The organism is Leptothoe sp. EHU-05/26/07-4 (genome assembly GCF_043421015.1).
Classification (GTDB): Bacteria; Cyanobacteriota; Cyanobacteriia; order Phormidesmidales; family Phormidesmidaceae; genus Leptothoe; species Leptothoe turfae.
The window spans coordinates 244,347-269,915 of sequence record NZ_JAXSQV010000004.1; the positions used below are offsets into that span (position 1 = coordinate 244,347).

Genomic DNA, 25,569 nt, shown 5'->3' on the forward strand with positions numbered 1-25,569 from the left:
TGTCATTGCTGAGTGTTTTACTGGTGAAAAATATTTGCTGTCGGGTGGTAAGGTCATTGAGACCTACCACCTTATTTTTTTGAAAAAGTAGAGAACTCCATGGCTGTTTTTGAAGGAAGTTTCGACCGTGCCAGCGCTGCTAAATTTGCAATCGTAATTGGTCGATTCAATGATTTGGTTACTAACAAATTGCTAGAGGGATGCCAGGATTGCTTAAAGCGCCATGGTGTAAATGTAGACCCCAATGGTAACCAAGTAGACTACGCCTGGGTCCCTGGTAGCTTTGAAGTGGCTTTAGTGGCCCGACAGCTGGCTCTCAGTGGACAATACGATGCCATCATTTGTTTAGGGGCCGTCATTCGTGGTCAAACCCCTCACTTTGACTATGTTGCGGCTGAAGTTTCTAAAGGTATTGCAGCAGCAGGGTTTCAAACTGGCGTTCCAGTGGTGTTTGGTATTTTAACCACCGACTCTATGCAACAGGCGTTAGAACGAGCAGGCATCAAAAGCAACTTAGGTTGGAATTACGCCATGAGTGCCTTAGAGATGGCTAGTCTAATGTCTCAGTTACCTAAACCAGTTAATGCTCTGGAGATGTCCAGTGTGATGCCTCAATTGCCCAAATCTGCAGAGGTCTGATGGTTAGGGCGTCGGCGACTTGGGGGTACCTTGAATTCGGAACTCTCAAGTTCTTAAAACCCACTCCAGAAAGTTTTTTTAGAATTTGTTTGACAAGGAAAAACTTTCTGTGGCATCCTTGATAAGGTCAAAACAAGGCAAATGCGGGTGTAGCTCAGTGGTAGAGCGTCACCTTGCCAAGGTGAATGTCGCGCGTTCGAATCGCGTCACCCGCTTCCAAAATAGACTATAAGTGAGTCTAGTCGACGGCTTTGTAATCTGCTTTACAGATTTGATTGCTATCAAGGTTATGTCTAGACAAGGTGTATTTAGGTGATTAGGCTATCTGAATAAATTTATTCAGATGCATAGTTTAAGCGTTTTTGCCTCTGCATCATCAGACTCCCAGGCTTTTAACTTGTACCTACTGACAGTGCATCTGGTCAATGTGGCTGCGTCAAGTCTACATGTTTAGAGTCGTCCGTCAGCTTAGCGTTGAGCTAATTCGAGCGCTTTCAATTCGGCGAGATCTAGAATCATGCCCTCGCGAGCCACAATGCTATTGGGAAACGCAGCAGCAGTCTTGCGACCAATATCGTCCATAAAGTCATCATCATGAAGTGGATCATGATGGAAGACCACTAGTTTTTTCACGTTGGCAGCCTTTGCCAATTTCACTGCTTCTTGCCAGGTGGAATGTCCCCAGCCAACTTTACTGCTAGTTTCAGAGTGATATTCTGCATCGGTGTAGGTACAGTCATAAATCATCACATCTGCATTTTGCGCTAGATATAAGACGTTTTCATCCAGTCTTTCAGGAAAATGCTCCGTATCAGTCACGTAGGCGGCTGCGAGGCCATTCCACTCCACGCGATAACCCACTGCTTCACCTGGATGATTGAGTAAAGCATTGGTTACATTGATGTCTCCAATGGCGACTGTTTCACCAACGGACAGGTCACAGAACTTTAGCTGGGCCTGCATAATCTGCAATGGTACCGGGAAATTAGGATGCAGCATCTGATCGTTAAGACGCTGTTCGATGGTGGCTCCGTTTGGGGAAATTACGCCGTATACCTCAAACTGATTGCTGGGTAAAAAAGCAGGCACAAAAAATGGAAATCCTTGGATGTGATCCCAATGGGAATGGGTGAAAAACATACTGGCCCGTATGGGCGTGCCTTCATTCAGTAAATGCTGTCCCAGTTCGCGCAAGCCTGTCCCGCCGTCAAAAATCAAATGCTCACCATTAACTCGCATTTCGATACAGGAAGTATTGCCGCCGTAGCGAACTGTTTCTGCACCAGGACAGGGGATACTGCCTCGTACTCCCCAAAAGTGAATCGTAAATTGAGCATTCGAGTCGGACATCAGTGGCTAATAATGACGTTAATGAGGGACGCGAATCTTGCTGAATGGCTATTGACGAGAGTGGTTAAACCCATTAGCGTAGCGTATCCCCCTTTTTTCTAGAGAAATATATGGTAATCAGGAGTAATCTTACCCAGTGATCCATACAAATTGCTTGTAAACCCAGACTGTCTTTATAGATCAAGCCATAGTGCGCACATTGGCCATCGTTAAGATTTTTACATCCGAGCTGACTTCATCGCATGGTTAGGCGTTTGAATAAGCATTTTCAGGTTAGGCCATCTTGCTTACAGCCAGTTTGCCCAAAGCTTTATCGAAAGTAGGCGCAAGGCATGCCTCTTCTTGCTAGCAAGGCAGCAGCTGAGGTAAATGGCTTTGTAGGCTCGCTAAGTCACTATAAGCTGTGAGGTCGTAGTGTAGAGGTGTGACTGTAATATAGCCAGCTTTAATCGCTTTTACGTCGGTGGTAAACCGATTCATAAAGTCAATAGTCTGCGCCTGATTCAAACTATTGGGTAAGCCATGGGATAGTTCGCTGTCGCTTTCTTCTAAGACTTCTCCTGCCAGCCAGTAATAGGTTTTTCCACGGGGATCAATGCGTTTCTCAAAAAGATCTCGGTATCGACGTATCCCTAGGCGGGTTACCGTTATTCCCTGTATTTTGGATTTCGTTATCGGTGGAATATTGAGGTTGAGGAGTAATGGCTGATCGAGCTGTGTCAGCGTTTGCACTAACTGGCAGGCATAATCTGCTGCAGGTTGAAAATCTGAATAATGAAAACTGGCTAAGCTAAGGGCTACACTAGGGATGCCTTCTAGCAAGCCTTCCATGGCTGCTGATACGGTGCCTGAGTAGAGGACGTCATTACCTAAATTGGCTCCGTGATTAATGCCTGAAAGTACGCAATCAGGTGCTGTGTCTAACAGGGCGTCGAGGGCAAGTTTTACACAATCGGCTGGGGTACCTGAACAGGCCCATGCCTGAATGCTTTCATGGTAAACAGAGGAGACCTGTTCGGCTCGAATCGGGCGGTGCATCGTAATGCCGTGACCTGTGGCAGATCTTTCACGGTCGGGACAAACTACGGTCACGTCATGACCTTTGGATGCCAGGGTATTGGCGAGGGTACGAATGCCAGTGGCGAAAATACCGTCATCGTTGCTGATTAATAGTTTCATAGGGAATCAAAGCTTAGGTGTAGACTAAAGGTTGTCTTTTGTGACCCTCCCGTTTCAACTTTTTGGCCAGTATGACCACCGACCTAGAGCAGCAACTGAGTACATTACAGCAAGAAGCCAGCGATGCGATCGCAACCTTAAGTAACCTCGACGAACTCGACCAGTTTCGGGTGAGCTATTTGGGCAAAAAAGGTAAGCTTTCCAAAATCTTAGGCGGTATGGGCAAACTCTCTGCCGAAGATCGCCCTCGCATAGGGGCCTTGGCTAATCAGGTCAAGACAGTGCTGCAAACTAGCATTGACGAGCGTAAAACCGCTTTGCAAGATGCCAAAATCCAAGCGCAGCTAGAGGCTGAAACCTTAGACGTGTCAATGCCTGGAACATACTTACCCCAGGGAAGGGTTCACCCTATCAACAGCATTATTGACCAGATTACCGATATTTTTGTGGGCCTTGGGTATACGGTGGCCAGTGGACCTGAAATCGAAGAGGATTATTACAACTTTGAAGCCCTTAATTTCTTACCTGATCACCCTGCTCGGGATATGCAGGATACCCTCTATTTGCCCAACGGCAAGATGATGCGTACCCATACGTCCAATACCCAAATCCGGTACATGGAAAATCATGAGCCGCCGTTGCGGGCCTTGGCTATGGGGCGCTGCTATCGTCGCGATACAGTTGATGCAACTCATGCGGCAGTGTTCCATCAAATAGAATTTTTTGCTGTTGATAAAAACATCACATTTGCTGATTTACGTGGCACTATCCAACTCTTTTTAGAGGCTTTATTTGGTGAGATTGAGGTCAGATTACGGCCCAGCTATTTCCCATTTACTGAGCCCTCAGCCGAAGTGGATGTGAAATGGAAAGGCAAGTGGTTAGAAGTGCTTGGGTGCGGCATGATTGACCCCAATGTGCTTAAGGCTGTTGGCTATGATCCTGAGGTTTACAGCGGCTTTGCAGCTGGCCTGGGGGTTGAACGCCTGGCGATGGTACAAAGCCAGATTGATGATATTCGTCGGTTGTATGCCAGCGATCTACGCTTTCTCAAGCAGTTTTAGGTTTGAGTGAAGCTTGATGACCGTTCGTTGTTTGTTGGGAAACAGGGACAGCTTTAGTCACAAGCTAACCCCCCTATGGAACATCCATTTGACAGAGGGGATTACTTTAGCTATCTGTTGTGGATGAAACCGTTGATTAACTATCGGATGCCACACCAATACCAATGGGGCAAGCCACATTGGTGCCACCAAGACCACAGTAACCACCAGGATTCTTCGCTAGATACTGCTGATGATAATCTTCAGCATAGTAGAATTCAGGTGCATCCAAAATCTCGGTTGTGATGGTGCCATGACCAGCCTGGGTCAGTGCCTCTTGATACATGGCTAAGGACTTCTCAGCAGCGGCTTTTTGCTCAGGAGAGTAGGTATAAATTCCAGACCGGTACTGGGTTCCTACATCGTTACCCTGGCGCATACCTTGAGTAGGGTTATGGCTTTCCCAAAATACTTTTAGCAGTTGCTCGTAGCTAATCACGTTGGCATCAAACACCACCAACACAACTTCGTTATGTCCGGTCATCCCGGAACAAACTTCTCGATAGGTGGGGTTAGGGGTGTAACCTGCGCTATAGCCTACGGATGTTGAAAATACGCCTTCTTGTTGCCAAAAGCGGCGTTCAGCTCCCCAGAAACAACCCAGACCAAACATTGCTGTCTGCATGCCATCGGGAAACGGTGGCTGTAAAGGATTGTGGTTAACGTAATGCTGCTTAGGGACAGGCATCTTATCAGAACGACCTGGCAATGCTTCATTAGTAGACGGCATTGTGCCTTTTTTGCCTAAGCTACCAAGTCCAAAAAACACCATAGATTTGCAATAGATTTAAGAACGCCTATGTCTTAGTCTACTCAATCTAGCCCAGAGTGGTGAGTACTTACTTCGCATTTATAAAAGCAATAGCCCCCTGACAGAGCAAGGGGCTACCAGTACTGAAGCAACTGAATGTTGTATCAAGACTATTTGAGAACACCTGCCTTAAACGCTGCTCGGTCCTCAAAAATTTCAAAGACCCTATCCATGCTGGTTAGTTCAAACAGCATGCGGATTTGATCGTTGATAGAACAAACGTACATGTTGCACCCAGCTGTACGTGCATTTTTCAAACAGGCGACTAAAACGCCCAGACCTGAACTGTCTACAAAAGTGATGTCTTTCAGGTCAATTAGCAATACTTTGGCACCTTTTTCTAGAGCTTCATCAACTTGCTGGCGAAATGCCGAAGTTTGAGTTCCGTCTAAGATACCGCTCGGCTCAATTACATGAACACCTAAGTCCATAGAGATTGTCATGGCTTAATATCAATAAACTATAGTTTAGCTTTACAGATGTTCAAAACTTGCACTTTTGCTTAGTTCGCCATTGGGAGCTGTTGAACTGAAGCAATAGAGAAGTGTTCGTCCCCTTGTACATTAGGCTGTCAGTTTTAGATAGCCATGGTTGCAGTTTAGAACACTTAATCCTTCAACAGAATTGAGATTTTTCCGGCTGATTGATTAACTGTTGGTTGATTGCCAGTGATTGCGATCGCATCAATTGACTGATTCCATGGCTGTAAAATGGGTTCTATCAAGGAAAACCAACGATTACTAGCTAGAAGACGTTCCAGTTCGTTCCAAGTTCCATATAAATATCCTTGGTCAAGGATAGCCATTGATGGCATAGTGTGTTGGAACCTTTGTGTATCTGACAGTCGGTTGTCTGGAGCTTCTAAAGCGGCAGTTAAACCATCAATGGACGTCGAAAAAATAGTGTGTGCATCCACATTAGTATGGAGGGCTAAAAGGTCGGTTTCAACCGTAGTTTCTCGATTACGGCTGTTTGCTACCCGAGTTTTTAAGCGACTCCATGCTGTGACAGCTTGATTACCTAGGGTGAACTGACTGACTGTTAACCCTTGGTCCGTTGCAATTGCATCCAGCTGACTGATTAACCTTGGGGCAGGATCCTCCACAGCCATTAACCACGAGCCATCGTTTAATTGACCAATTGCATAGTGGCTAGCTAGAAGCTGAGCAAGCGGTTGTAAGAGTGTCTGGGCTAACTGGGTGGACAGTTGTTCCTGTGCCAGTTGGAATGGAGCCGGTAGCTGCTGATAATGGCTCAGTTCACTTTGTACTGCCAGCCATAAAGGTCGTAGATCGTGCCCTGTTGCTCCCCAAGCCAGTGATGCGGGTAAATACTTGTCGGAGATATTGGTAGTGGCCTTTAATTTAGAACTCTGGTCTGTTGATTTAGCGGCTGATTTATCTAAAAATGCCCTATTATTCAGAGTCTGTAATTGACTGCTGATTACTAGTTGCTGTTGATGAAATGTCGCTGTTGCAGTTAGCTGCTGCCATTGAAGTGCCGACATAAATCGTGGCTCTGTTGGCGTGGCTAACCCTAGCCAATCAACAAGGTCTGGAATGCGTAAACTTAGCCAGACTGGTGTGCAGCATTCGGATTGTGAGAGCTGCAAAGTAGGCGTCTGGGCAACACGCAGGCTCTGCTGTAAAACTTTTATATCATTGGCAACCAGCAACCTACTCCCACTGATAACTGCGGTGGCTATCTGCTGCTGTGTTTTGGCTAGCTGACCAGTAATGATGGGCACTCCACTGGTCTGGGTGAAAACAGGTTTAGTGCCCGCAATAGTTTGTCGCTGCCAAAACAGCTCTAAGAATTCACGTAGTCGATCACCATCGTCTGCATCAACCACCAAAAGGTATCCAACCTGGCGACCATTACTATTATCTTGATCAAGATCCTTATTCGTGATCGCAAAGGCAATATCTTGCCCTAGCCAGGGACGAACATCTTCATCGAGATTAAAATCAAAGGAAGCTATTAGTTGGTCCCTAGCCTGTGATAAAGCCTTGAAAACGTCAGATTTCTCCCAATCTTTGCCAGGTTTAACATCAGTACTCACTACCGCTGTTAACAGTGCATGCTTTGAAACAAACGCTAAAGTTTCACTGCTTGAAAGATGGGACGGTTGATTTGCATCTGAGGATAGCTGGCTGCAGCTGTTGATACCAAGGCTAAGGCATAATAGTGCGATCGCAATTACTATTAATTGCCAACGCCGCCAAGGTATCCCCGACAAATTCACCATAGATAGTCTTGCTCAATCCTGTGCGACTCTAGTTTAGTAGAGCAACGACCCTGGAACTGAGCGAACAATTAACGTTTTAATGCTTAGGCATTGAAACGTGGCAGTAGCTTCCATAAACCAGCTATCAGTGACCCTAAAGTTGAGATTAAATCAAATCTTGGCTACGCCAAACAGCTAATAAGCGACCTTGAATATCAACTTCTTGAGCTGGATAAACCATAGGCTCATAGTTAGAATTGGCAGGTTTAAGCACTACATCATCACCCTGACGATACAAATACTTAAGGGTGGTAGCGCTTTCTACCCGGGCAGCCACAATGGTGCCATCACGAATGCTGTTGGGATCTTCCACTGGACGCATGATGACAAAATCGCCGTTATCAATGAGTGCGTCGATCATGCTATCGCCTCGCACGCGCAAAGCGTAATCACGCGACTTAATAGGTAATGAGGAGAGATCAAGGTGTTCTTCAGCAACATCTGCAAAAACTTCAACCATAGAGCCCGCAGCAATGGTGCCTTTCACAGGGACTCCCCCACCCTGCAAGATCCGAATTGTTCTAGCTTTACCCTCATTCCAGTCAATGTAGCCTTTCTTTCTGAGGTGATCGAGACGGCTTTGAATAGGAGCTGGGGACTTTAGCCCCATAGCCCTCATCATTTGACGAATGGAGGGAGAATGCTGATGCTCACGAATGTAATCAGCCAACCAGTTATACAGCTCCTCTTGAGCGTTAGTAAGAGGTTCCATGGGTTACTCACAGGACGAACCATAAGGGAACAAGCGTACCCCTATAAGAACAACAGTACCAACAAAACTGTCTTTTTGTCCACTTGGTTTTGAAACAGGTAACAGGATGCTCTAATCACCCCATAAAAATAAGCCGTTGCTGATTTAGGAGATGAATCGATCTGGCAGGATTGCCCTACATCAGTATTTCCCAGATTAAATCCCCCCGAGGTTCAGCAACGGCAAAAATAATACTGAGACTCGGCGGCTACGCTCAATGTCTGTCGACCCAAGCATAAGAAACAGGCCTGAAGGATTCCTTCAAGCCTGAACTAATGAATATGTGCTTGCTACAGTAAATCCTTAGCGGATGTACTCTTTCAGAACACTGTTGCGGTTAGGATGACGCAGCTTACGAAGGGCCTTAGCCTCAATCTGACGAATACGCTCACGAGTCACATTGAAGATTTGGCCGATTTCCTCCAACGTCTTCATACGACCATCATCCAAACCGTAACGTAGACGCAGCACATCGCGCTCGCGGGGACTCAACGTACTTAAGACGCCTTCCAAATCTTCGCGTAAAAGGCTCTTGGATACTTCGTCCTCAGGAGTTTCACCGTCTGATTCAATAAAGTCACCTAGACGCGAATCTTCCTCTTTACCAATGGGCGTTTCCAAAGAAATGGGCAACTGAGCAGATTTAGCAATAAAGCGTAGTTTCTCGATGGTCATTTCCATCCGAGTAGCAATTTCTTCCTCGGTAGGCTTACGACCTAGCTCTTGAGATAAAAGTTTGGTGGTTTTCTTGATACGAGAAATAGTTTCGTACAGGTGGACAGGCAGCCGGATAGTACGGGATTGGTCAGCAATCGCACGGGTAATAGCCTGACGAATCCACCAAGTTGCGTAAGTTGAAAACTTATAACCTTTTTCGTGGTCGAATTTCTCAGCAGCACGAATCAAACCCAAGCTGCCCTCTTGAATCAGGTCCTGAAAAGATAGACCACGGTTCATGTACTTCTTGGCGATGGAAACCACCAATCGTAAGTTAGACTGCACCATCTTATCCTTGGCACGGCGTCCAAGGTGAAGACGACGACGAAAGGCCGGTAAAGGCATATCAACAGCCGCTGCCCAATCAGCATCATCGGGCTCGTGATCCATTCCATCGGACAAATCATCGCGAATTCGTTCAAGTTCTAGCAAATCAGCAATCTTACGAGCTAATTCAATCTCTTCTTCTGCCCTTAGTAGACGAATGCGTCCAATTTCTTGTAGGTAAAGTCGAATAGAGTCTTCGGTGTAGTGTTTTTTCTTCGACTGAGCTGATGATGATGATGATGAACTACGACGCCGAGTTGTACCTTTAGCAGCCTTAGCACCCTGGATATCTTCCTCGGAACTTGAAAAAGTTTTCCCAGCCTCAGGATCGATTAGCGAATCCAGTTCATTTCTGGGCCTCAAGTCCTCAAGAACAGTATTAGCTTGGGTCATGCCGCTTTCCTCGTATTCCTTCAAATGCAACAGATCAAAATATCAAAACAGAAGATCACCAAACCTAGCAGGTCCATACTAGAGACTCAACATTAAAAGTGCTAAGGCAACTCGATGGACCCCTTGAAGTTTATTAATTAGTGAAATACTTATCTGATATGGTGAACGAGCTGCCTAGCATAAAGGTCCATAGTTTACAACGGTAAACATTCGCTAACACTTTGAATAGGGATTCCATAGTCAGCAAAGCTTGAAATTTCACTACCAATGTAAAAACTCAGGACCAACTGCTGAAGCTGTCCGTGTTTCTACAGTAGTAACACGCTTTCAACAAAACGCCCAGAGGAATTTGAGCAAGTTGTCATCAATCCATGGTTTTTTATGAACAACTCTGGACTCAATCCCTTTATTTTCAACGGGTTTCAGACTGTATCAATGCACACATTAATTTTGCCTATCAAAAACTAAATAAAATATAAAACTTTTGTGCTTTTGATTTATAGAGCGGTTGTGGAGCTAGTTTGATGGCGTAATTGTTTGAATTAATTTGGGCTAAGGGTGTGCAGGATCAAGGCTATGTGGTTTATGCTTTGTGTTTAAGATTTAACCAAAGGTGACATGCCTGATCTTCGTAGGTTACCAGTATGTCAGCCCCTTGTTGCGCTAGCTGGCTGGCCTGTTGATAAACCTGATGGCGCTGTTTGTAGTCTGCTGTATGTATTCGTTGGAAAAGAGCGTATTGATATTGCATGCCATCCCGCAAGCGCTGGTTGCGCCAAAACTTGAATCGTCTGATTTGCTGGGACTTAAATGATTTAGATGTCACAGATACAGTGTCGCAGAATATACAGTGGCGCAGGATATTTCTTGTTAAGCCGCTAAACTGCTTTAGTCTTTCAACTCTAGATTAGGAAACTCTTGTAGCAGGACAAGCCGCTTAATATTACCTATGGCACTGAGGTCATAAATATGCTTGCCTACCCTGACACCAGGGTAGTTGCCTACAGTAAGCTGTAATCTATCTGTATATCTAAATATCTATAAGATGGCTTTTGCTACAGCTGACTTCACTAGTAAATGCAGCACATCTTTACTAATTGGTTCAACTAGAAATCCATCAACCCCTGGATGCTCTTCTTGCACAGGCCAGCTTGGCTCATGGGATTTGGTCAGGGCTACGATAGTTGTTCCTAAGGGTTTTACAGTTTCTCTTAGTCGATCTACAAAGGCTGATGACCAGTGCTTTTGAGTGCCAGAGAGGATGACTAAATAAGGAATGCTTTCTTCGATACGGGCAACAGCTTGATCGGCTGAATGGGCTACAAATACGGAGCCCTCAACCTGGTTTGAGAGTGATTGGACGACCAGTTCTGTTCCACAGTACTGGTCCAGCAATAAGATGTAACCGCTAGAGCTGTCCATATGCCATTACCCATAAGGCCTATTTCAGCACCCTAAGTCTATGGGGAATGTCTAAAAAACACAGCCCCATGAAAGGTATCGAAAGGCTTCTTAGGGTGGGTTATCAAAGTTGAGAACTAGTACATTCAAGTTAATGAATTGCAAGATTAACCTGTGAAAATGGCAATAATCCTTAAGGCGCAAGACGTGCTTTCTTAAGTCGAGTTGTTTCGTACCAAGTTGCGATCGCAGGTACCCAGCTCTGAAAGTGTGGCCAAATAACTTCACAAAGCTTTTGTGCCTCTAGTTGGGCATCTGCTTTCCAGCGGAGATCTAACAAATGCATGAGCGATCGGACATTAGCCGACATCACCCAATGCTGCCGTACGTCAAAGGGAATCAGGCCTCTCGCATGCTCTTCAGAAAAACCTTGCCCAATGCGAGTTTTGTAGCGCTCACAGGCTTCTAAACACCAGGCGATATCCTGCTGACGAAGCTCCTCAGTATAGGCGTAGTGTTTGCCTTGTCGGTCGCTATAGTCACCAACAGGACGCAAATAAAAAACATCTTCCACATCCTGTTTCCCGGCTATAACATCTAAAATGCGGGAGCCTGTATAGCGAAAAGACTGAACATCGAAGGAAACCCCGACTCGATGGGTGCGCACTTGTTGCATGGTGGAATGCGGGAACCAGCCACAGTTCAAGATGATTTGAGGGTGTTCTAGGGGGCCATAGTGTCCCCGTCCGCCTCTTAGTAAATTTCGAATGATTAGGTCACCACATTTCTCTTCAGAAGGCCAGTTTTGGCGATCGTTCCAAACAAAACCCTCAGCATAGTCTTGGTGCATCGCAGCGTAAATGGTTTGCTGTGGGTTAGGTGTTTGGGAAATAACTTCGACGGTAAACCGATGCATGGGCAATTGTAAAAAGGAATACTATTAGACAGCGAATGAATTCACGTGTTTAGGGACGACTAAATGTCAGCAACGAACTCACTGATGGATAGTCGACCGATATAGTCTATCGGCAGAGAAGCAACAGCTCAAGCCAGCCTTTCAGAACATGTAGTTTCCTAAAACTAACTAACGAAGTCCTTTGGGCAGCGATAAATTTTAGACTGAGATCTATAGCCTTGAAGCTTCTCATTGTTAGGATAGCGACATATGATTCAAGCAAACTACGTCCGATTAAGTTTTTGCTTGAGTTCATGTTTGAGGCGAGCCATTATGGATGTTTCATCTAAGTTATTCACAATTTTGGTAATGGTTGCCTTAGGGCCTTGCTCGCCCCAACTTGCGCCATTTATCAAATATGTACGTGTAACTTGGCCGATGGCATAGGTGGCAACACCTGCTACAGCTGCTTGGGTTAGGGCTACTGAGAAGTAGGGGGCTACGCTTAATCCTCCCGTTGCTAAACCGGCTGCTCCTAAAATACTTTTCAGAGAGCTTAGCCCTAAGGTAATCAGCAGTTCGCTGGCGGAGAGACTGCCGGTGGATAGGGCAATTGTCCGCAAAAGTTTCAAAGACTCTTGTTGGGTCATGGGTAACCCATAAAGTTTAGATAAGCCCACTACAAGACCTACATCTACTGTGATGCCGCCAACCATATCGGCGAGTAACACTGGATTTACGGCTACTGCCACGGCTTTAGTCAGGGCGGTTTGCCAGATCAGGTCATTAGCTCGGCGCTGACGAATTTCTAGCTTACGTGCAACTAACTTCGCCTGTACGTCATCTGCATATAAGAGCGTGTTGAGAGCAATTAAGGCTTTACCCTCTTGTTCGAGTACATCTAATATTTTGAGCCTCAGAGTCTGAATATCGGGGGTGCCTCGGGTGTTCTGCCGCCGCCGCACACCTTTCGGGTCTTGCACTACTGTTGTGGTTAGTGGGGCTGCAGCTGCCAACACAATGTCTTCAGTCAATATGCTTAAGGGGGTAACCCGTTGTTGAATTTTCTTGAGCAGTAATGTCTGTTCCTCTAACGAGTACTGATCAGCTTTATTGAAAACTAGCAAAATTGGTTTGCCTGCATGGCGTAACCATCCCAACGCGTCGTATTCCACTTGAGTCAGATCGGCTGATATTACAAATAGAATTAGATCGCTCTGCTGGGCTACGCGCTCGGCTAGTAGCTGACGTTGTTCACCGCCAACTTCATCAATTCCTGGTGTATCAATGAGTTCGACGGACGCTCCAGTGTTACCTGCTTTGTCACCTACAGACACCCGGTGAATCGAGCTATCTTTAGAGACCGACTGCCAATCTACACTGGCTACATCCTGGGTTACCCCGTGCAGTGGTCCCGTAATAAAAATAGACTGCCCAATTAATGCATTGAGCAATGAGGATTTTCCCCTGCCCACCATACCAAAGGCTGCAATATGCAGAGAGCCTTGCTCTAACTTGTGTTGCAAGCCAAGCAAGTTATTGATTTCAGGCTGCAGACCCTCGCGTTCTCGAGGGGTTAAATCTAGACTGTCAATGACTTGTTTTAAGCTGGCCTGTGCCTGCCCGTAGTAGAGATCGGCTGCGAGTTGATCAAACTCTGGCAGGTTATCTGGCGATGGCTCTAACGAAGAATCAGACAAATTAGTCAATGTCGGGATGCTTTTTGTGAGTGTGGAAAGCTTTATAAGTTTAATACTGCCTTCATTGCCGTAACATCATCAAGAAACTTTTGAGCACCTGTAAAACATAGGTGAGAGAATGTTGCTTGGATATCGGGAGATATCTCCACCAGTCGTCAATCTTGCTGCCGCTTCATGGATTTTCAAAGTTCAGCTCAGAAAACTTGCTACGAACGCATTGCCCCCTGGATGGATGAGTTATTTGGGGAAGCGACGGTAGCTTTCGAAGATGAACCTCTTTTTATTATTACTATTGGCTCAGCGGTAGCTTCTACCCGTGTAGTTCCCTGGGGAGAAAGTGAAGCGTTGATTACTACACGATCTTATGTAGTTACTGATGTAGATGCTACTTCAGAGCTTACGTACTATCTACTACGGGCTAATGACAATATCTTGTTTGGACGTTTTGCTTTGGATAGTGAAGACGATATCGTATTTGAGCACAGTTTAGTGGGGTCTACTTGCGATCGCATTGAACTCAAACATTCGGTGACCACAGTAGTGCGACTTGCCGATGATTATGATGATGAAATTGTTGCCCGTTGGGGCGGTAAGCGGGCGCTTGATCGCTGGGCTTCCCCTGATGTTAGAAATTAGTCGCTGTGTGTCAACGTATATCCGCGTTCAATTAAAAATAAATAAACATTGCCTAATTTAAAGGGGCGTTATCTATTAGATAGCGCCCCTTTAGAAAATTATTAATTAATTAGAGGGAGTGTAATTTCCCTCTAAAGGAAAATTAGTGACCAACACCAGAATAGGTAAAGCCAGCCTCTTCCAAGGTTTGACGGTCAAGGAAATTCCGGCCATCAATCAGGTTAGGAGTATTCATTAGACTAGCCATCTTGCCATAGTCCAAATCCTTAAACTGTTGCCAATCCGTTACGAGCACCAGCGCATCACAGCCATCAGCTAGACGCTCAACGTCAGTTTCTACAATCACGCCGGTCATGCCATTGCGCATGCCACTTTGGGAAACAATGGGATCGTAGGCTTTGACTTTGGCTCCTAAACGATTGAGGTGTTCAATCAGAATTAAAGAAGGTGCATCGCGCATGTCATCGGTGTCGGGCTTAAAGGTTAGACCCAATAGTCCGACGGTTTTACCCTTTAAGATTTTCAGCATCTGCTGTAATTTTTCAAGGGAGAGTAGGCGCTGTCGAGTGTTGACATCAATGGTGGCTCTCAATAGCTGGGCTTCATAGCCGTAGTCATCAGCGGTATGCAGCAGGGCGGATACATCTTTAGGGAAGCAAGAACCACCCCAGCCAATACCAGCTTGGAGGAACTTACTACCAATGCGAGAATCTAGACCAATACCTTGGGCAACTTGTACTACGTCAGCACCAACGCGATCGCAAATGTTAGCGACTTCGTTGATAAAGCTAATCTTAGTGGCCAAAAATGCGTTGGATGCATACTTCACCATTTCAGCTGAGCTGAGATCAGTCACCAAAACAGGTACTTGAGGTGCTTCTTGTTCTTCGGCAAATTTACGCTCAACGATAGGCTCGTAAAGCTCCTTCATCATGGCAATTGCCTTAGGATTGCTGCCACCTAAAACAATCCGGTCAGGATTGAAAGTGTCATAGACTGCTGACCCTTCACGTAAAAATTCAGGATTGCTAACAACGTCAAACAAGGGAGCCTCAGGCTTGCCAGCAGGAGCACCTGCACCCACTGGCACTTGTTTACGCTCAGCAATACCATCCATCACAATCATGCGGACCCAGTCACCAGAGCCAATGGGCACTGTGGACTTGTTGACAATGACTTTATAACCACCATTCAGGTGCTCTCCAATGCCCCGGGCAACTGCCTCAACATAGCGAGTGTCACTTTCACCAGTCGGTAGAGGGGGGGTACCAACAGCAATGAAAAGAATATCGCCATGGGAAACGCCTGCTGCCAGGTCAGTGGTAAACGTTAAGCGGTCAGCTTCCATGGAAGATTGCATCAGCTCAGACAGTCCTGGCTCAAAAATAGGCGATTGCCCAGACTGCATCAATTTGACCTTTTCCTCATTGTTATCAACGCAGATAACGTCGTGACCAATGTGGGAAAGGCATACACCTGTAACTAAGCCGACATAGCCTGTACCAATAACGCAAACACGCATATAAATACTCCTTACTTAAAAGATAAATCCAATGAAATTAACCGTAATCAGCGCTATCTGTTGTTCTAGTCCTCGGGTTCCTGGAACCCGAGGAGAATACAGAAAGGCGTTTTAACCGTAACCTGGGCCAATCATCTAAGAAGATGACGTTGCCGTTGTCGGCATAGCCAGGTTACCCGCTGCTTCTAAGCGAGCTTGAAAGTCCGCAATGGTCAGCTTCAAACCTGCTTGAAGGGGCACTGTTGGCTCCCAATTCAGCATGGTTTTAGCTTTTGTAATATCTGGCTGACGACGACGTGGATCGTCCTGGGGCAGGGGTTCAAATTTCAATTCAGCATCAGGGTTAATCATTTTTTGAATAGACTGAGCCAGTTCCAAAATAGTGTATTCACCTGGATTCCCTAAATTCATAGGACCAATGTAGTCACCATTCATAAGACGAATAAAGCCCTCTACTAAGTCGGACACATAACAGAAGCTGCGGGTTTGAGAACCATCACCGTATACAGTCAGAGGATTACCTTGCAGTGCTTGCACAATAAAGTTGCTAACTACCCGACCATCGTTTTCGAGCATACGTGGGCCGTAAGTGTTAAAAATGCGTACTACCCGAATATCAACGTCGTTTTGACGGTGATAATCAAAGGCGAGAGTTTCAGCGACCCGCTTACCTTCGTCGTAACAGCTACGAATCCCAATGGTATTCACACTGCCTCGATATTCTTCTGGCTGAGGATGAACTTCAGGATCACCATAAACTTCGGAGGTAGACGCTAGAAAAAAACGAGCTTTGACTCGTTTGGCCAGACCTAGCATATTGAGGGTACCCATCACATTAGTTTTGATGGTTTTTACCGGATTGTACTGATAGTGCACTGGTGAAGCAGGGCAGGCTAAGTGATAAATTTGGTCGACTTCTAGCCGAATAGGCTCAGTAACATCATGGCGAATGAGCTCAAACTTGGGGTTATTCAACCACTGCAAAACGTTTTGCTTCCGGCCAGTATAGAAATTATCTAGACAAATAACCTCATGATCATCTGCCATTAGGCGATCAATGAGATGAGAACCTATAAAACCGGCTCCACCGGTAACTAAAATTCGCATAATACTTTTGAACTAGTAAGACGCCAACACAATGTGAAATGTTTATAAACTACGTGCTTCCTTAAGACCAGACCTTTGTTGAGGGCACAGCAGAGCAGACGCAACTTGTAATAGAAATCACAAGTTGTACGGCCAATTCCTCAGGAGGCCTTGATGCTATCGCTGGCTTACCTAAGTCAGAATGCCTACATAATTTCCCTAATATGTCTGCAATTTAACAAAGTTTGCTGGTTAAACGATCGACTGCAATAGGCATTCACTACAACTTCAAATCCTTTTTACAGGAATACCCAAAATTTGACTGAATATACCAGTGACCGATTTTAGGTATTCTAAGCTGTAACAAAAAGAACGAAGGATGTCTGTGATCTTCTATCTAAAGGTTAGTCAAGACATTAAGGTCGGTTTTAATCCAATTGATACCTGAGCGACTACCTTGGCGGCTATAGATGTCGCTAGCAGTGACAAAATCGCTAGCGGCAGCTTGTGTTTTTGCCAGATTTGCTTGAGCCCGTGCTCGATTATGAAATGCTTCTGCTAAATTAGGTTCAGCTTCGATGACCTTAGTAAAGCAGTCAATGGCTCGAGCATATGCTTTTTCCCGATAGGCCCAGATGCCTTGGTTGAACTGATGACGTGCATCACCACCAATGGGTGTGGAGATATCAGTGATCGGGGTGGTGAAGGGGATGTTGGGCCCCAAGGGCTGGAGAATTGTAGTTGCGATCGCACCGCCCCCAATTCCCAAAATCGCCAATATTACAGCGATTACTATCCATCCATTGGTTGAGATTTCCATAATTCCTTACAAAGCTGACTTCAGCCTGTTTTTCAGCAAAAATTACTACTAATAAAGTCTTATTAAAATCCTGTTTGGCTGATGAGCCCCCTGAAAAGATTTTATGAAGTCCTACAGCTAAGACAACTGATTCACTGTTTAAAGTAGTTTTGCCACACTGTATTTCCATTGACTTTATAAAATCTTCATCTTTAATGATGGTCAAGTATCTATAGATACACCAAGTGAACCTTGATCTAAAAAGTACATAACTATGAACGCTTGGTGGATACTAATATGGCTTCTTGCTAAAATTTTATGAGGTTCATTCCATGCAGTTTGGTTAGCAACAGGACCAACAGCCGTTTTATCTGATTTGTCATAACGCTCCGCTATCGAAATTTAGAGGATAGTTAATGCCTGATATGTTCCCCGGCATGAACCCTTACCTAGAGCACCCTGATCTTTGGCCTGAAATTCATCCACAGTTTGTAACTGCCCTGGCCAACCTCTTACAGAAAGAAGTTTCTGAACGATACAGTATCCTCATCCGCAAACGGGTCTATCGCGTTAGTGGTGAAGATAGTCTAGTCGTTGGGCAGTTGGCCCATGACTGTTCTCCCAATAGTCCACCGACCAATGATGTCGCTGCTTCCCATCAGCAACCAATTCCTACCTACATTGCGGTGCCGCAAACCATACAAGAGGACTATATTGAGATTCTCGATTGTCAAATTGGTAGGACGGTTACCATCATCGAAGTGTTAACGCCTCAAAAGAAACGTCCTGGCCGTGGTCGTGAAAATTATGAGCAGCGCTGTGAGGCTATCTTTGGCAGTGATACTCACTTTGTCGAGATAGACTTGCTACGAGGATGGGAGCCAATTTCTGCCTATGCAGCAGGTAATGTTGATTATCGAGTGTTGGTGAGCCGTAGCGATCAGCGCCCAAAGGCAGATTTGTATGCCTGGCAAGTGAATGCGCCGATTCCCCCCCTGAAGTTACCTTTAAGTTATCCCCAAGACGATGTAGGGGCTCAGGCATATTGCACAGTGGATCTCAAACGGGCACTTGATGAAGCGTGTTTGCGGTCTCCTTGTTATTTTTCAATTGACTATGAGCGATCTCCAATTCCCCCTCTACCTCCAGAGGAAACTATTTGGCTAACAACTTTATTGGAACGATCAAGTCTGCGGCCATCGCACCAGAGCATAAATCGATATGATCAAGGAAAGCTCACAAAACAAAGTGCACATCTATAGGCATGATCAGCTATTGGATTGGCTACACTCCCAAAACCTATAAGCGTTTGAGCAAAAAGATTTTCCGGTTTACATTGTGTTTTAGATCAACGTATTTTCGTCTATTACGAATAGGGTGAGAGTATCCTCTCCATGGGGAACAACAGCGACATGGCTGGCAATTGCAAGCGTGTCAGATTGTCGGTAAGACTCTGGTAATATCCTGATGTGGTCTCGTTGAATATCCATTAGATTGGGTGAAGTTGTTACAGGAATAGCCAAGAGGTCACCCACCTGAGGTTTGAGGATGACAAAATATCCATGTTTATTGGCAGTGGGTATATTGAATAGTTTGTGATGTAGATCAATTACGACAACAGCATGATCATCGATATGGGTTACTCCTGTGTATCCTAAACCGCTACTGTGAACTTGGGAGTGGCTAACAACTTTATAAACAGATTCAATACGACAGGCGAGGGTTAATTCTCCTAGACTCATCACAATGAGTCTAAGTGAGTTGATGGTGGCGGTAGATGTTTGGCGTGTCATGGCTTTTGGAGAAGAGTTGCGATCGCACCTACAAAATCTTTCTCAATGTAGGGTTTAGTAAAGTAATCGTTAGCACCTAGATGTTTGGCTAACGTTCGGTGCTTATGGTTACCACGTGATGTCAGCATCACTGTTGGGATCTGAGTCCATGAGGAATTAGCCCGACGATGACTGAGAAATTCAAATCCATTTAAGCGAGGCATTTCCACATCACAGATAATTAATTCTGGTAGCGCCCCTCTCTGTAATTGGTCCAGCGCATCACGACCATCCTTTGCCTGTAGCACCTGGTAACCTGCTTTACGTAGCGTTAACGCTAAAGTGCGCCGTAGTGCTGATGAATCATCGATAATCATCAGTGTTTGGGAATGATGCTCATACTGAGGTTGGGGCTGTATTGGGAGCGAGAGTTTTGTACTAAACTGCACTAGAGCCGCTCCGTCAATGACAGGCACTAGGCTACCGTCGGCTAAAACAGTACAACCGTTAATGTAGCTAGGTGTGGCAATGGCTTTACCCATCGGTTTTATGACTAGTTCTTGCTCTGTGACGATCTGTTCCAGGCCTAAGGCTAATAATCCTTGCCCCTGCTCAATGATTAGCATGGTTTGCTGTTGTCCTCTGACTGTCTGGCCCGTTTGCAGTTCCTTGGGTAGCTGCTTGGGAACCTGGCACTGATAGTTGAGAAGCTCAGCTAATTGATATATGGGGATTAGTTGCGATCTCCAATGGAGAAATCGTTGACCACCAGACTGTTTAAGTTGGTCAGCAGCAGGTCTAATAATTTCCTCAATACTATCAGAAGCGATGGCGATGGCTGTCGTCCCAACACTGCCAACTACCAGTTTTGTAAGGGTAAGGGTGAGAGGGATTTTTAGGGAGAATACGGTACCTTTATGTTTATTGGTGGTTACTGATACCTTACCATTAAACGTTTGTAAGCTCTCTCTTACAACATCTAGACCTACACCACGCCCTGAGAGTTCACTCACTTGATTGGCGGTGGAGAAACCAGGTTCAAAGATTAGCTGCTGGATGCGCTGTTTTGTCATTGTTGTTACCTGCTCTGGAGCAATCATTTGCGCTTCAATTGCCCGTTGAGCAATCTTGTCAGTGTCTAAACCTTGACCATCATCGTCAATTTCAATAACGGTATAGTTACCTTGATGGAATGCTCGAACCTCAATAGTACCCTGGTCAGGTTTGCCCAATGTTTGCCGCTTATCGGGGGGCTCAATGCCGTGGTCAAACGCATTTCGTACCAGATGTAGTAGCGGATCGTAGAGCTTTTCAAGCATGACGCGATCGACTAAAACATCTGTGCCTGTTAGTTTAAGTTCAACTGGTTTCTGATATGTGTTTGAGAGTTCTCGAATCACCCGAGGGAATCGCTTTAAGACTTGATCTAGGGGAACCATGCGTGACCACATCAGCTCATCCCGCAATTGATTGAGAGTCCGTCGCTGTCGTTCTAACAATCGGTTTGATTGGCCAGCAAACAGGGCTACATCATCAACCGATTCTGCCAATTGAAATACTTCTTCTAGCACTCCTTCGAGTAGCGAATTAATTTCGCTATAGCTATCCATTTCAAGAGAGTCAAATGTACTATCTTCAGTGCGAATAATCGTGCTAGATCGGTGTTGATTAGGAGAAACCAAGATTTGGTCAGAGATACTCTGTAACTGTCGGACAATGGTTCGGAATGAAGAGAATCGTTGGCCGAGTCGATGAACTGTGCGTTGAAATTGATCATTTTGCAACGACAAGCTGTTACGGTTGATGGCTAACTCACCTACTAAATTGTTCATTCGCTCTAGACGATCTAGGGCAACTTTGGCTGACAATCTAGATTGTGTAGTTGATTTAACTGGAGCTTTCTTCTTTTTGGAAGGTTTTTGCTGTGCCGCTTGGGGCAATCTTGGTAGCAAATCATAGATTTCGCTGATGTTGGTTACAGTGGTTTCAATATTATTAGAAATAATATCTGCACCTCCAACACTTTTTGCCATAGAAACCTCAGGGCTATCTGTGGCATCTGTAGAGATTTCAAGGTCTGGAGTAGACGGAGTTGACCAAGAATCTAAGATTGACTCCGTTGGAGCATCTGCCATAACAGCTTCAAAATCTGTTATTTCTACATCGAAGTTATTGTCTGTTGATTCTGGATTGCCCCATATGTCTGCTAAGGCATTGACATCAGGTTGTATAAGCTTTGAATTGTCTTCCTTTTCTATCTTTTCTACCGAAGGGAATTCTAAAGCTTCTATGGACCAGATTTCTTCTAAAGCCGAAATTTGGTTGGCTGAGCTGTCTGATGGAGCAGAGGTTGTTTTTTCTATTTCATAGTTGTTTGGAGGTTCCAACATATCAAGGTTGAGATTAGACAAATCCAGGTCATCGATATGTTCGGAGATATGAGTATGAATTGGTTCATCAAGCTCAATTATATTGCCTTCTGCTAATGTCAATAACTTCTTTGAAGGTTCGCCAATTGCAATTCGCTCCCCAGCAAGGATAGCTTGGCGAGCATGTTCTATATTGTCTATAACTTGTTCAATTACAGGTAATGGCTGATCGTGATATCTGTTTGCAGCTGCTTGAGCAAGGGTTGTAATCTCTGTAAATTTCGGTATATCTATAATTTCGGCAAATCCAGTTAGAATCTCAAGCTGAATCTGTAGCTCTTGCCCACAATCATAGTTTTGAGGATCGGTAATTAAGGTGCGCAGTTGTGTTAATACTTCAGCCACATCGACCTCAAAAAGTGAGGCGACAATATCTATGCCTAGCTCGGCAGAGCTAGGCATAAAGCTATCTGTAGCATGTAATGCTGGTCCAAGGTATTCCTCCAAGTCATTAAAAATACTCTCAAATGCAACTAGAGTTTGTTTTTCATTAAATTTGCCTGTGTCAATCTGTGATTGCAGGGGATGGCGTAAGCAATCATAGGCACGTAAAAACAAAGTTTCTAACTCTGCGTCCACCACTACTGTATCGCTGTACAACGCTTTTAGTGAGTCTTCCAGCCGATGGGCAATGATTTTAATGGTATCTAGTTCGACACTGGCAGCTCCTCCTTTGATGGAGTGTGCTGCTCGCATCAGCTCATGTACCCTTTGTACACTAGTGTCTTGGCGCAGGCTAAGCAGGCCAGTTTCAATGATGTCTAGCAGTTCAGACGCTTCTTCAATAAAAAATTGATAAGCCTGATCGCGAATCTCAGGATCGATGGTCATAGCCTGCAGAGCATTGAGGGGTCAAGATTGAAACAATAGTTTGGAGCTAGCTCACCTTAAACTGACGCACACTTTCCTGTAGAGCTTGAGAAATTTCTAGTAGCTCTCTAAAAGATGTAGAGACAGTGTTGGCATCAGCTGATGTTTTCTGGGCGATGTTGGCTACATCCTTCATCACTTTAGTCATATTTTCTGAACTCTCAGATTGGGAGAATGTGGCTTGACTAATCGAATTGACGAGGTCTTTGATTTCAGTAGTGACTTGGGCGATGCTGTTTAAGCTTTCACGTGTTTTGTCTACTAGCTGAGTTCCTACGACTACCTGCTCGGTTCCCATTTCCATGGCCTCTACCACCTCATTGGTTTCTGCTTGAATTTCGGCGACCAGGTTCTCGATCTCGGTGGTTGCTTCTGCGGATTGTTGTGCCAATGAACGTACCTCATCTGCAACAACTGCAAAACCTCGTCCTTCTTCGCCAGCCCGAGCGGCTTCAATAGATGCATTCAGCGCTAATAGATTAGTTTGGGCAGCAAATTCGTTAATTAGGTTAACGACACCTGAGATTTTTTGTGATGACTCACCCAGACGTTTAACCTTTTTTGCGGTGGCGGCTACTGTTTCTCGAATGGCTAGAATCCCTTCTACTGCCCGATCCATGGCAACATCACTAGATTCTACAGTGGCAGTTGTTTGTTGAACAATAGCTTCAGCTTGGTCTGCGTTGGCGGCTACGGCTCGAATAGAGGCAACCATCTGATCTAATTGCTCAAGCGCGGCTGTAATTTCTTGGGTTTGTTGTTGTGCGGCTTGAGAAAGATCTTGGACAGAAGCTTCATTTTGACTGGCTGTGGTTGATACCTGCTGCGAAGCAATTTGCACCTGTCCGACAATTTTCTTCAAGCTAGTAATCGTAGCGTTATACGAATCGGCAATAGTACCAATTTCATCGGCGGTGACTTGGGCCCTGACGGTCAGGTCACCTTGACTGACTGGATCAACTTCCAGCATCAGCTCTAAAGCACGTTTTTGTAAGTTCTCTTTTAAGGATTTCTGCTCTGCTGCTAGGGAAGAAACCTGTTGAACGGTCATTAAGACACCCAACTGTCGACCTAGCTGATTACAGAAGTGGATTTCTGTCTCTGTCCAAATGTGTAGCCCTTGCACATGATGAATTGCCAACAAGCCAAACAGGCGAGCCTGACTCACAACTGGTATCACCAAGGCAGATTTAACATTGAGGACGTGCCACCGCTGACGTACGCTGTCTGTTAAATCGGCAATAGTAACATCATCTGCGATTAACGGTTGACCATCGATATAGTTCTCAATTTCTGTTTGTGAGATGAATAGGGACGGTACTGTTTCATCAAGAATACTAAGCTGGCTAGTTGTAACGGATTCATTCTGGCCTAATATTTGGGCGTCTTTGGTGCGGTATAGGACAACACGGTCGGAGCGGAGGAAGGTCCGTACTTGTTCAACAAACAGATTTAGTTGGGCTTGATTGTGGTCACTGTCTAAATCGCCTGTAATTGACGTAGCTGATGCCAACAGCTTTGATTGCTGTGCAGTAGTCTGTTGTTCATTGTTAAACTGCTTGAGCTGCGTAGCCATTTGGTTGATGTTGTTACCAAGCTGAGCAATTTCATCTTGCCCAGTAACGTCTAGTCGCGTACGCAGATCCCCTTTTCCGATTTTATTGACAACGTCGGCAGCCCGCAAAATAGGTTGGGTGAAGCGTCGAGTTATCCAAATTGCTAAACCTGTTGCCACCCCTGCTGCGGCTAATGTTCCTAGGGCGATCGCAAAAAATAATCGCCGCTGAGTGGCTTGTAGGACGGCTAAGTCAACTGAAGTGACTGCATTCCAATTTAAGTTAGATAGATTTTCTGTCGCTATAAATGGCGAGAAAGCAACGATTTCTGGAGCTTCAGTTAGGCTATTGCTAGCTTTTACAGTTTTACCACGCTCACCCTGGACAATGCCCGCAATATCGGGAAAAATCTTTGCTAGAGTTAAGATCTCAATGTCAGTGGATTCAGAGAGATCTACTTCTTGACCGGAGGAATTCACTGGTATGATGTAACCTGCCTGGGGAGATAAAAAGACATCCCCTGATTCGCTAGCTAGATAAAACTTATGGCCATCATCTCCAAAATTGTTGAGAATTTCTCCTAATTTTTCAATGGGAATCCGTGCACGGATATATCCTATTGGTTGCCCATTTAACTTATCTTTGACAACAGAGGCTGAATACACACTAAATTCACCAGAGGTGGTGGAAATTAGTGGCTGACTCAAAATTGCGCCGTTAGCGGCTTTAGCGGCTTGAATATAGGAACGATTAAGGTGGTTGGACAGTTTTTTCCCTTGGGAGGTTTGAGCAATGGGATTACCAGCAAGATCAAAAAACGCGATGCTGCTGTAAACCCCATCATAGGCCTTCATCATTTGGTCGAGGCTCTCAGATTTTTGTTTTGGAGTGATTGTGCTCCGTAGCTGAGGGTCAGTGAAAATCTCTAAGTTAGCTAAAAACTGAATGTCTGAGTAGCGTTCTTTCATGAAGAGTGCTACTGCTGACTGTAGATCATTGACGCGTACTGTTTCTAGCTCTTGGAGTTTTTCAAAGGTTCCCTGGTTGGCAATGTTATAGGCGATCGCACCCACGCTAATGACAGGAAACGTACCTAGTAATATGGCTAATAGTGATGCTTTTGTCTTTAGCCCCAGTCGATGCCACCAGACTCTGAGTGTACCTTGGTGAGATATAGACTGACTTTGTATAGGTAAACGTGATACTGTTTCTGAGCGAGGTTTTGTGATTAAACTAGCGAATAGTTCATCAGACTGCATCTTGGTGGTGTCTTCAGTAGGCAAATCACCACTGTCAGAATGTGTGGGTGTGCTTAATGTCATAGAAAACTCTTGAACTCAAGTGAT

General features: G+C 45.1%; 21 protein-coding genes and 1 tRNA gene. 5 read left to right on the forward strand and 17 right to left on the reverse strand.

The features are described from left to right. Nucleotides 1-99: 99 nt before the first annotated feature. Together ribH and U2F10_RS14175 are read left to right on the forward strand one after the other, a co-directional pair. Complete coding sequence (gene ribH / locus U2F10_RS14170; protein ID WP_163661508.1) at nt 100-639, forward strand: 6,7-dimethyl-8-ribityllumazine synthase; 540 nt, start codon at nt 100-102, stop codon at nt 637-639. Nucleotides 640-782: 143 nt separating this feature from the next. Then, nucleotides 783-854, forward strand: a tRNA-Gly gene (locus U2F10_RS14175). 253 nt (nt 855-1,107) lie between these two features. Here the strand turns inward: U2F10_RS14175 and U2F10_RS14180 are convergent. Then, nucleotides 1,108-1,989 carry an MBL fold metallo-hydrolase gene (locus U2F10_RS14180; RefSeq protein WP_163661506.1) on the reverse strand — a complete coding sequence of 294 codons (882 nt, stop codon included), beginning with the start codon at nt 1,987-1,989 and terminating at the stop codon, nt 1,108-1,110. Between the two features lie 345 nt (nt 1,990-2,334). Beyond that, nucleotides 2,335-3,168: a 5'/3'-nucleotidase SurE gene (gene surE / locus U2F10_RS14185; protein ID WP_499872473.1), complete on the reverse strand. Its 834-nt coding sequence runs from the start codon at nt 3,166-3,168 to the stop codon at nt 2,335-2,337. 71 nt (nt 3,169-3,239) lie between these two features. Here surE and pheS point away from each other — a divergent pair, with 71 nt between their 5' ends. Then, nucleotides 3,240-4,232, forward strand: a complete 993-nt coding sequence (gene pheS, locus U2F10_RS14190) for a phenylalanine--tRNA ligase subunit alpha (RefSeq protein ID WP_163661502.1) — start codon at nt 3,240-3,242, stop codon at nt 4,230-4,232. A 136-nt stretch (nt 4,233-4,368) separates the two neighbouring features. Here the strand turns inward: pheS and msrA are convergent, their stop codons facing one another. From msrA to U2F10_RS14235, 9 genes are all read right to left on the reverse strand, one after another. Further along, the gene (gene msrA / locus U2F10_RS14195; RefSeq protein WP_163661501.1) at nt 4,369-5,043 is read right to left on the reverse strand and encodes a peptide-methionine (S)-S-oxide reductase MsrA; all 675 of its coding nucleotides are present in this window, start codon (nt 5,041-5,043) and stop codon (nt 4,369-4,371) included. Between the two features lie 149 nt (nt 5,044-5,192). Next, on the reverse strand, nt 5,193-5,513 hold the full coding sequence (locus U2F10_RS14200) for an STAS domain-containing protein (RefSeq protein ID WP_006515784.1): 321 nt from the start codon (nt 5,511-5,513) through the stop codon (nt 5,193-5,195). A 176-nt stretch (nt 5,514-5,689) separates the two neighbouring features. After that, the gene (locus U2F10_RS14205) at nt 5,690-7,330 is read right to left on the reverse strand and encodes a DUF3352 domain-containing protein (RefSeq protein WP_499872475.1); all 1,641 of its coding nucleotides are present in this window, start codon (nt 7,328-7,330) and stop codon (nt 5,690-5,692) included. 145 nt (nt 7,331-7,475) lie between these two features. Continuing rightward, nucleotides 7,476-8,081, reverse strand: coding sequence for a transcriptional repressor LexA (lexA, locus tag U2F10_RS14210; protein WP_006515782.1), 606 nt, complete (start codon nt 8,079-8,081; stop codon nt 7,476-7,478). Between the two features lie 342 nt (nt 8,082-8,423). Continuing rightward, nucleotides 8,424-9,557, reverse strand: coding sequence for an RNA polymerase sigma factor RpoD (gene rpoD / locus U2F10_RS14215; protein ID WP_163661495.1), 1,134 nt, complete (start codon nt 9,555-9,557; stop codon nt 8,424-8,426). A 583-nt stretch (nt 9,558-10,140) separates the two neighbouring features. Continuing rightward, a complete protein-coding gene (locus U2F10_RS14220; protein WP_163661493.1) occupies nt 10,141-10,383 on the reverse strand; it encodes a hypothetical protein in 243 nt (80 codons plus the stop codon). Nucleotides 10,384-10,595: 212 nt separating this feature from the next. Beyond that, nucleotides 10,596-10,979, reverse strand: coding sequence for a response regulator (locus U2F10_RS14225; RefSeq protein WP_163661491.1), 384 nt, complete (start codon nt 10,977-10,979; stop codon nt 10,596-10,598). Nucleotides 10,980-11,151: 172 nt separating this feature from the next. Beyond that, complete coding sequence (gene thyX, locus U2F10_RS14230; RefSeq protein ID WP_163661489.1) at nt 11,152-11,874, reverse strand: FAD-dependent thymidylate synthase; 723 nt, start codon at nt 11,872-11,874, stop codon at nt 11,152-11,154. A gap of 263 nt (nt 11,875-12,137) precedes the next feature. After that, nucleotides 12,138-13,562 (reverse strand): DUF697 domain-containing protein, encoded by a 1,425-nt coding sequence (locus tag U2F10_RS14235; protein ID WP_163661487.1) that lies wholly within the window; start codon nt 13,560-13,562, stop codon nt 12,138-12,140. A gap of 165 nt (nt 13,563-13,727) precedes the next feature. Between U2F10_RS14235 and U2F10_RS14240 the strand changes: the two genes are divergently transcribed. Continuing rightward, complete coding sequence (locus tag U2F10_RS14240) at nt 13,728-14,189, forward strand: T3SS (YopN, CesT) and YbjN peptide-binding chaperone 1 (protein ID WP_006515776.1); 462 nt, start codon at nt 13,728-13,730, stop codon at nt 14,187-14,189. A gap of 142 nt (nt 14,190-14,331) precedes the next feature. Here U2F10_RS14240 and U2F10_RS14245 read toward each other — a convergent pair whose 3' ends face one another. From U2F10_RS14245 to U2F10_RS14255, 3 genes are all read right to left on the reverse strand, one after another. Next, entirely contained in the window at nt 14,332-15,711 is a 1,380-nt protein-coding gene (locus U2F10_RS14245; RefSeq protein WP_006515775.1) for a UDP-glucose dehydrogenase family protein, read from the reverse strand. Between the two features lie 135 nt (nt 15,712-15,846). Next, nucleotides 15,847-16,818: a UDP-glucuronic acid decarboxylase family protein gene (locus tag U2F10_RS14250; RefSeq protein WP_163661481.1), complete on the reverse strand. Its 972-nt coding sequence runs from the start codon at nt 16,816-16,818 to the stop codon at nt 15,847-15,849. A 376-nt stretch (nt 16,819-17,194) separates the two neighbouring features. Continuing rightward, nucleotides 17,195-17,617 carry a tetratricopeptide repeat protein gene (locus U2F10_RS14255; protein ID WP_163700731.1) on the reverse strand — a complete coding sequence of 141 codons (423 nt, stop codon included), beginning with the start codon at nt 17,615-17,617 and terminating at the stop codon, nt 17,195-17,197. Nucleotides 17,618-18,012: 395 nt separating this feature from the next. Here U2F10_RS14255 and U2F10_RS14260 point away from each other — a divergent pair, with 395 nt between their 5' ends. Beyond that, entirely contained in the window at nt 18,013-18,858 is an 846-nt protein-coding gene (locus U2F10_RS14260) for a DUF4058 family protein (RefSeq protein WP_163661477.1), read from the forward strand. An 81-nt stretch (nt 18,859-18,939) separates the two neighbouring features. On the opposite strand, the gene U2F10_RS14265 is transcribed toward U2F10_RS14260, so the two are convergent. Genes U2F10_RS14265 through U2F10_RS14275 form a run of 3 tightly spaced genes read right to left on the reverse strand, consistent with a single transcriptional unit; the run spans nt 18,940 to nt 25,545 of the window. Next, nucleotides 18,940-19,389, reverse strand: a complete 450-nt coding sequence (locus tag U2F10_RS14265; protein WP_163661475.1) for a chemotaxis protein CheW — start codon at nt 19,387-19,389, stop codon at nt 18,940-18,942. Further along, on the reverse strand, nt 19,386-22,628 hold the full coding sequence (locus U2F10_RS14270; protein WP_499872477.1) for a hybrid sensor histidine kinase/response regulator: 3,243 nt from the start codon (nt 22,626-22,628) through the stop codon (nt 19,386-19,388). The genes U2F10_RS14265 and U2F10_RS14270 overlap by 4 nt, the downstream gene beginning before the upstream one ends. Nucleotides 22,629-22,674: 46 nt before the next feature. Continuing rightward, nucleotides 22,675-25,545, reverse strand: a complete 2,871-nt coding sequence (locus tag U2F10_RS14275) for a methyl-accepting chemotaxis protein (protein ID WP_499872479.1) — start codon at nt 25,543-25,545, stop codon at nt 22,675-22,677. Nucleotides 25,546-25,569: the final 24 nt, after the last annotated feature.

Coding starts and splice junctions, on each gene's coding strand:
- lexA (WP_006515782.1), bottom strand. CDS start 8,081: ATGGAACCTCTTACTAACGCTCAAGAGGAGCTGTATAACTGGTTGGCT.
- U2F10_RS14260 (WP_163661477.1), top strand. CDS start 18,013: ATGCCTGATATGTTCCCCGGCATGAACCCTTACCTAGAGCACCCTGAT.
- U2F10_RS14265 (WP_163661475.1), bottom strand. CDS start 19,389: ATGACACGCCAAACATCTACCGCCACCATCAACTCACTTAGACTCATT.
- U2F10_RS14275 (WP_499872479.1), bottom strand. CDS start 25,545: ATGACATTAAGCACACCCACACATTCTGACAGTGGTGATTTGCCTACT.
- U2F10_RS14225 (WP_163661491.1), bottom strand. CDS start 10,979: ATGGACAGCTCTAGCGGTTACATCTTATTGCTGGACCAGTACTGTGGA.
- U2F10_RS14250 (WP_163661481.1), bottom strand. CDS start 16,818: ATGCGAATTTTAGTTACCGGTGGAGCCGGTTTTATAGGTTCTCATCTC.
- pheS (WP_163661502.1), top strand. CDS start 3,240: ATGACCACCGACCTAGAGCAGCAACTGAGTACATTACAGCAAGAAGCC.
- ribH (WP_163661508.1), top strand. CDS start 100: ATGGCTGTTTTTGAAGGAAGTTTCGACCGTGCCAGCGCTGCTAAATTT.
- U2F10_RS14245 (WP_006515775.1), bottom strand. CDS start 15,711: ATGCGTGTTTGCGTTATTGGTACAGGCTATGTCGGCTTAGTTACAGGT.
- msrA (WP_163661501.1), bottom strand. CDS start 5,043: ATGGTGTTTTTTGGACTTGGTAGCTTAGGCAAAAAAGGCACAATGCCG.
- U2F10_RS14205 (WP_499872475.1), bottom strand. CDS start 7,330: ATGGTGAATTTGTCGGGGATACCTTGGCGGCGTTGGCAATTAATAGTA.
- U2F10_RS14240 (WP_006515776.1), top strand. CDS start 13,728: ATGGATTTTCAAAGTTCAGCTCAGAAAACTTGCTACGAACGCATTGCC.
- U2F10_RS14200 (WP_006515784.1), bottom strand. CDS start 5,513: ATGGACTTAGGTGTTCATGTAATTGAGCCGAGCGGTATCTTAGACGGA.
- U2F10_RS14180 (WP_163661506.1), bottom strand. CDS start 1,989: ATGTCCGACTCGAATGCTCAATTTACGATTCACTTTTGGGGAGTACGA.
- U2F10_RS14270 (WP_499872477.1), bottom strand. CDS start 22,628: ATGACCATCGATCCTGAGATTCGCGATCAGGCTTATCAATTTTTTATT.
- surE (WP_499872473.1), bottom strand. CDS start 3,168: ATGAAACTATTAATCAGCAACGATGACGGTATTTTCGCCACTGGCATT.
- thyX (WP_163661489.1), bottom strand. CDS start 11,874: ATGCATCGGTTTACCGTCGAAGTTATTTCCCAAACACCTAACCCACAG.
- U2F10_RS14255 (WP_163700731.1), bottom strand. CDS start 17,617: ATGGAAATCTCAACCAATGGATGGATAGTAATCGCTGTAATATTGGCG.
- rpoD (WP_163661495.1), bottom strand. CDS start 9,557: ATGACCCAAGCTAATACTGTTCTTGAGGACTTGAGGCCCAGAAATGAA.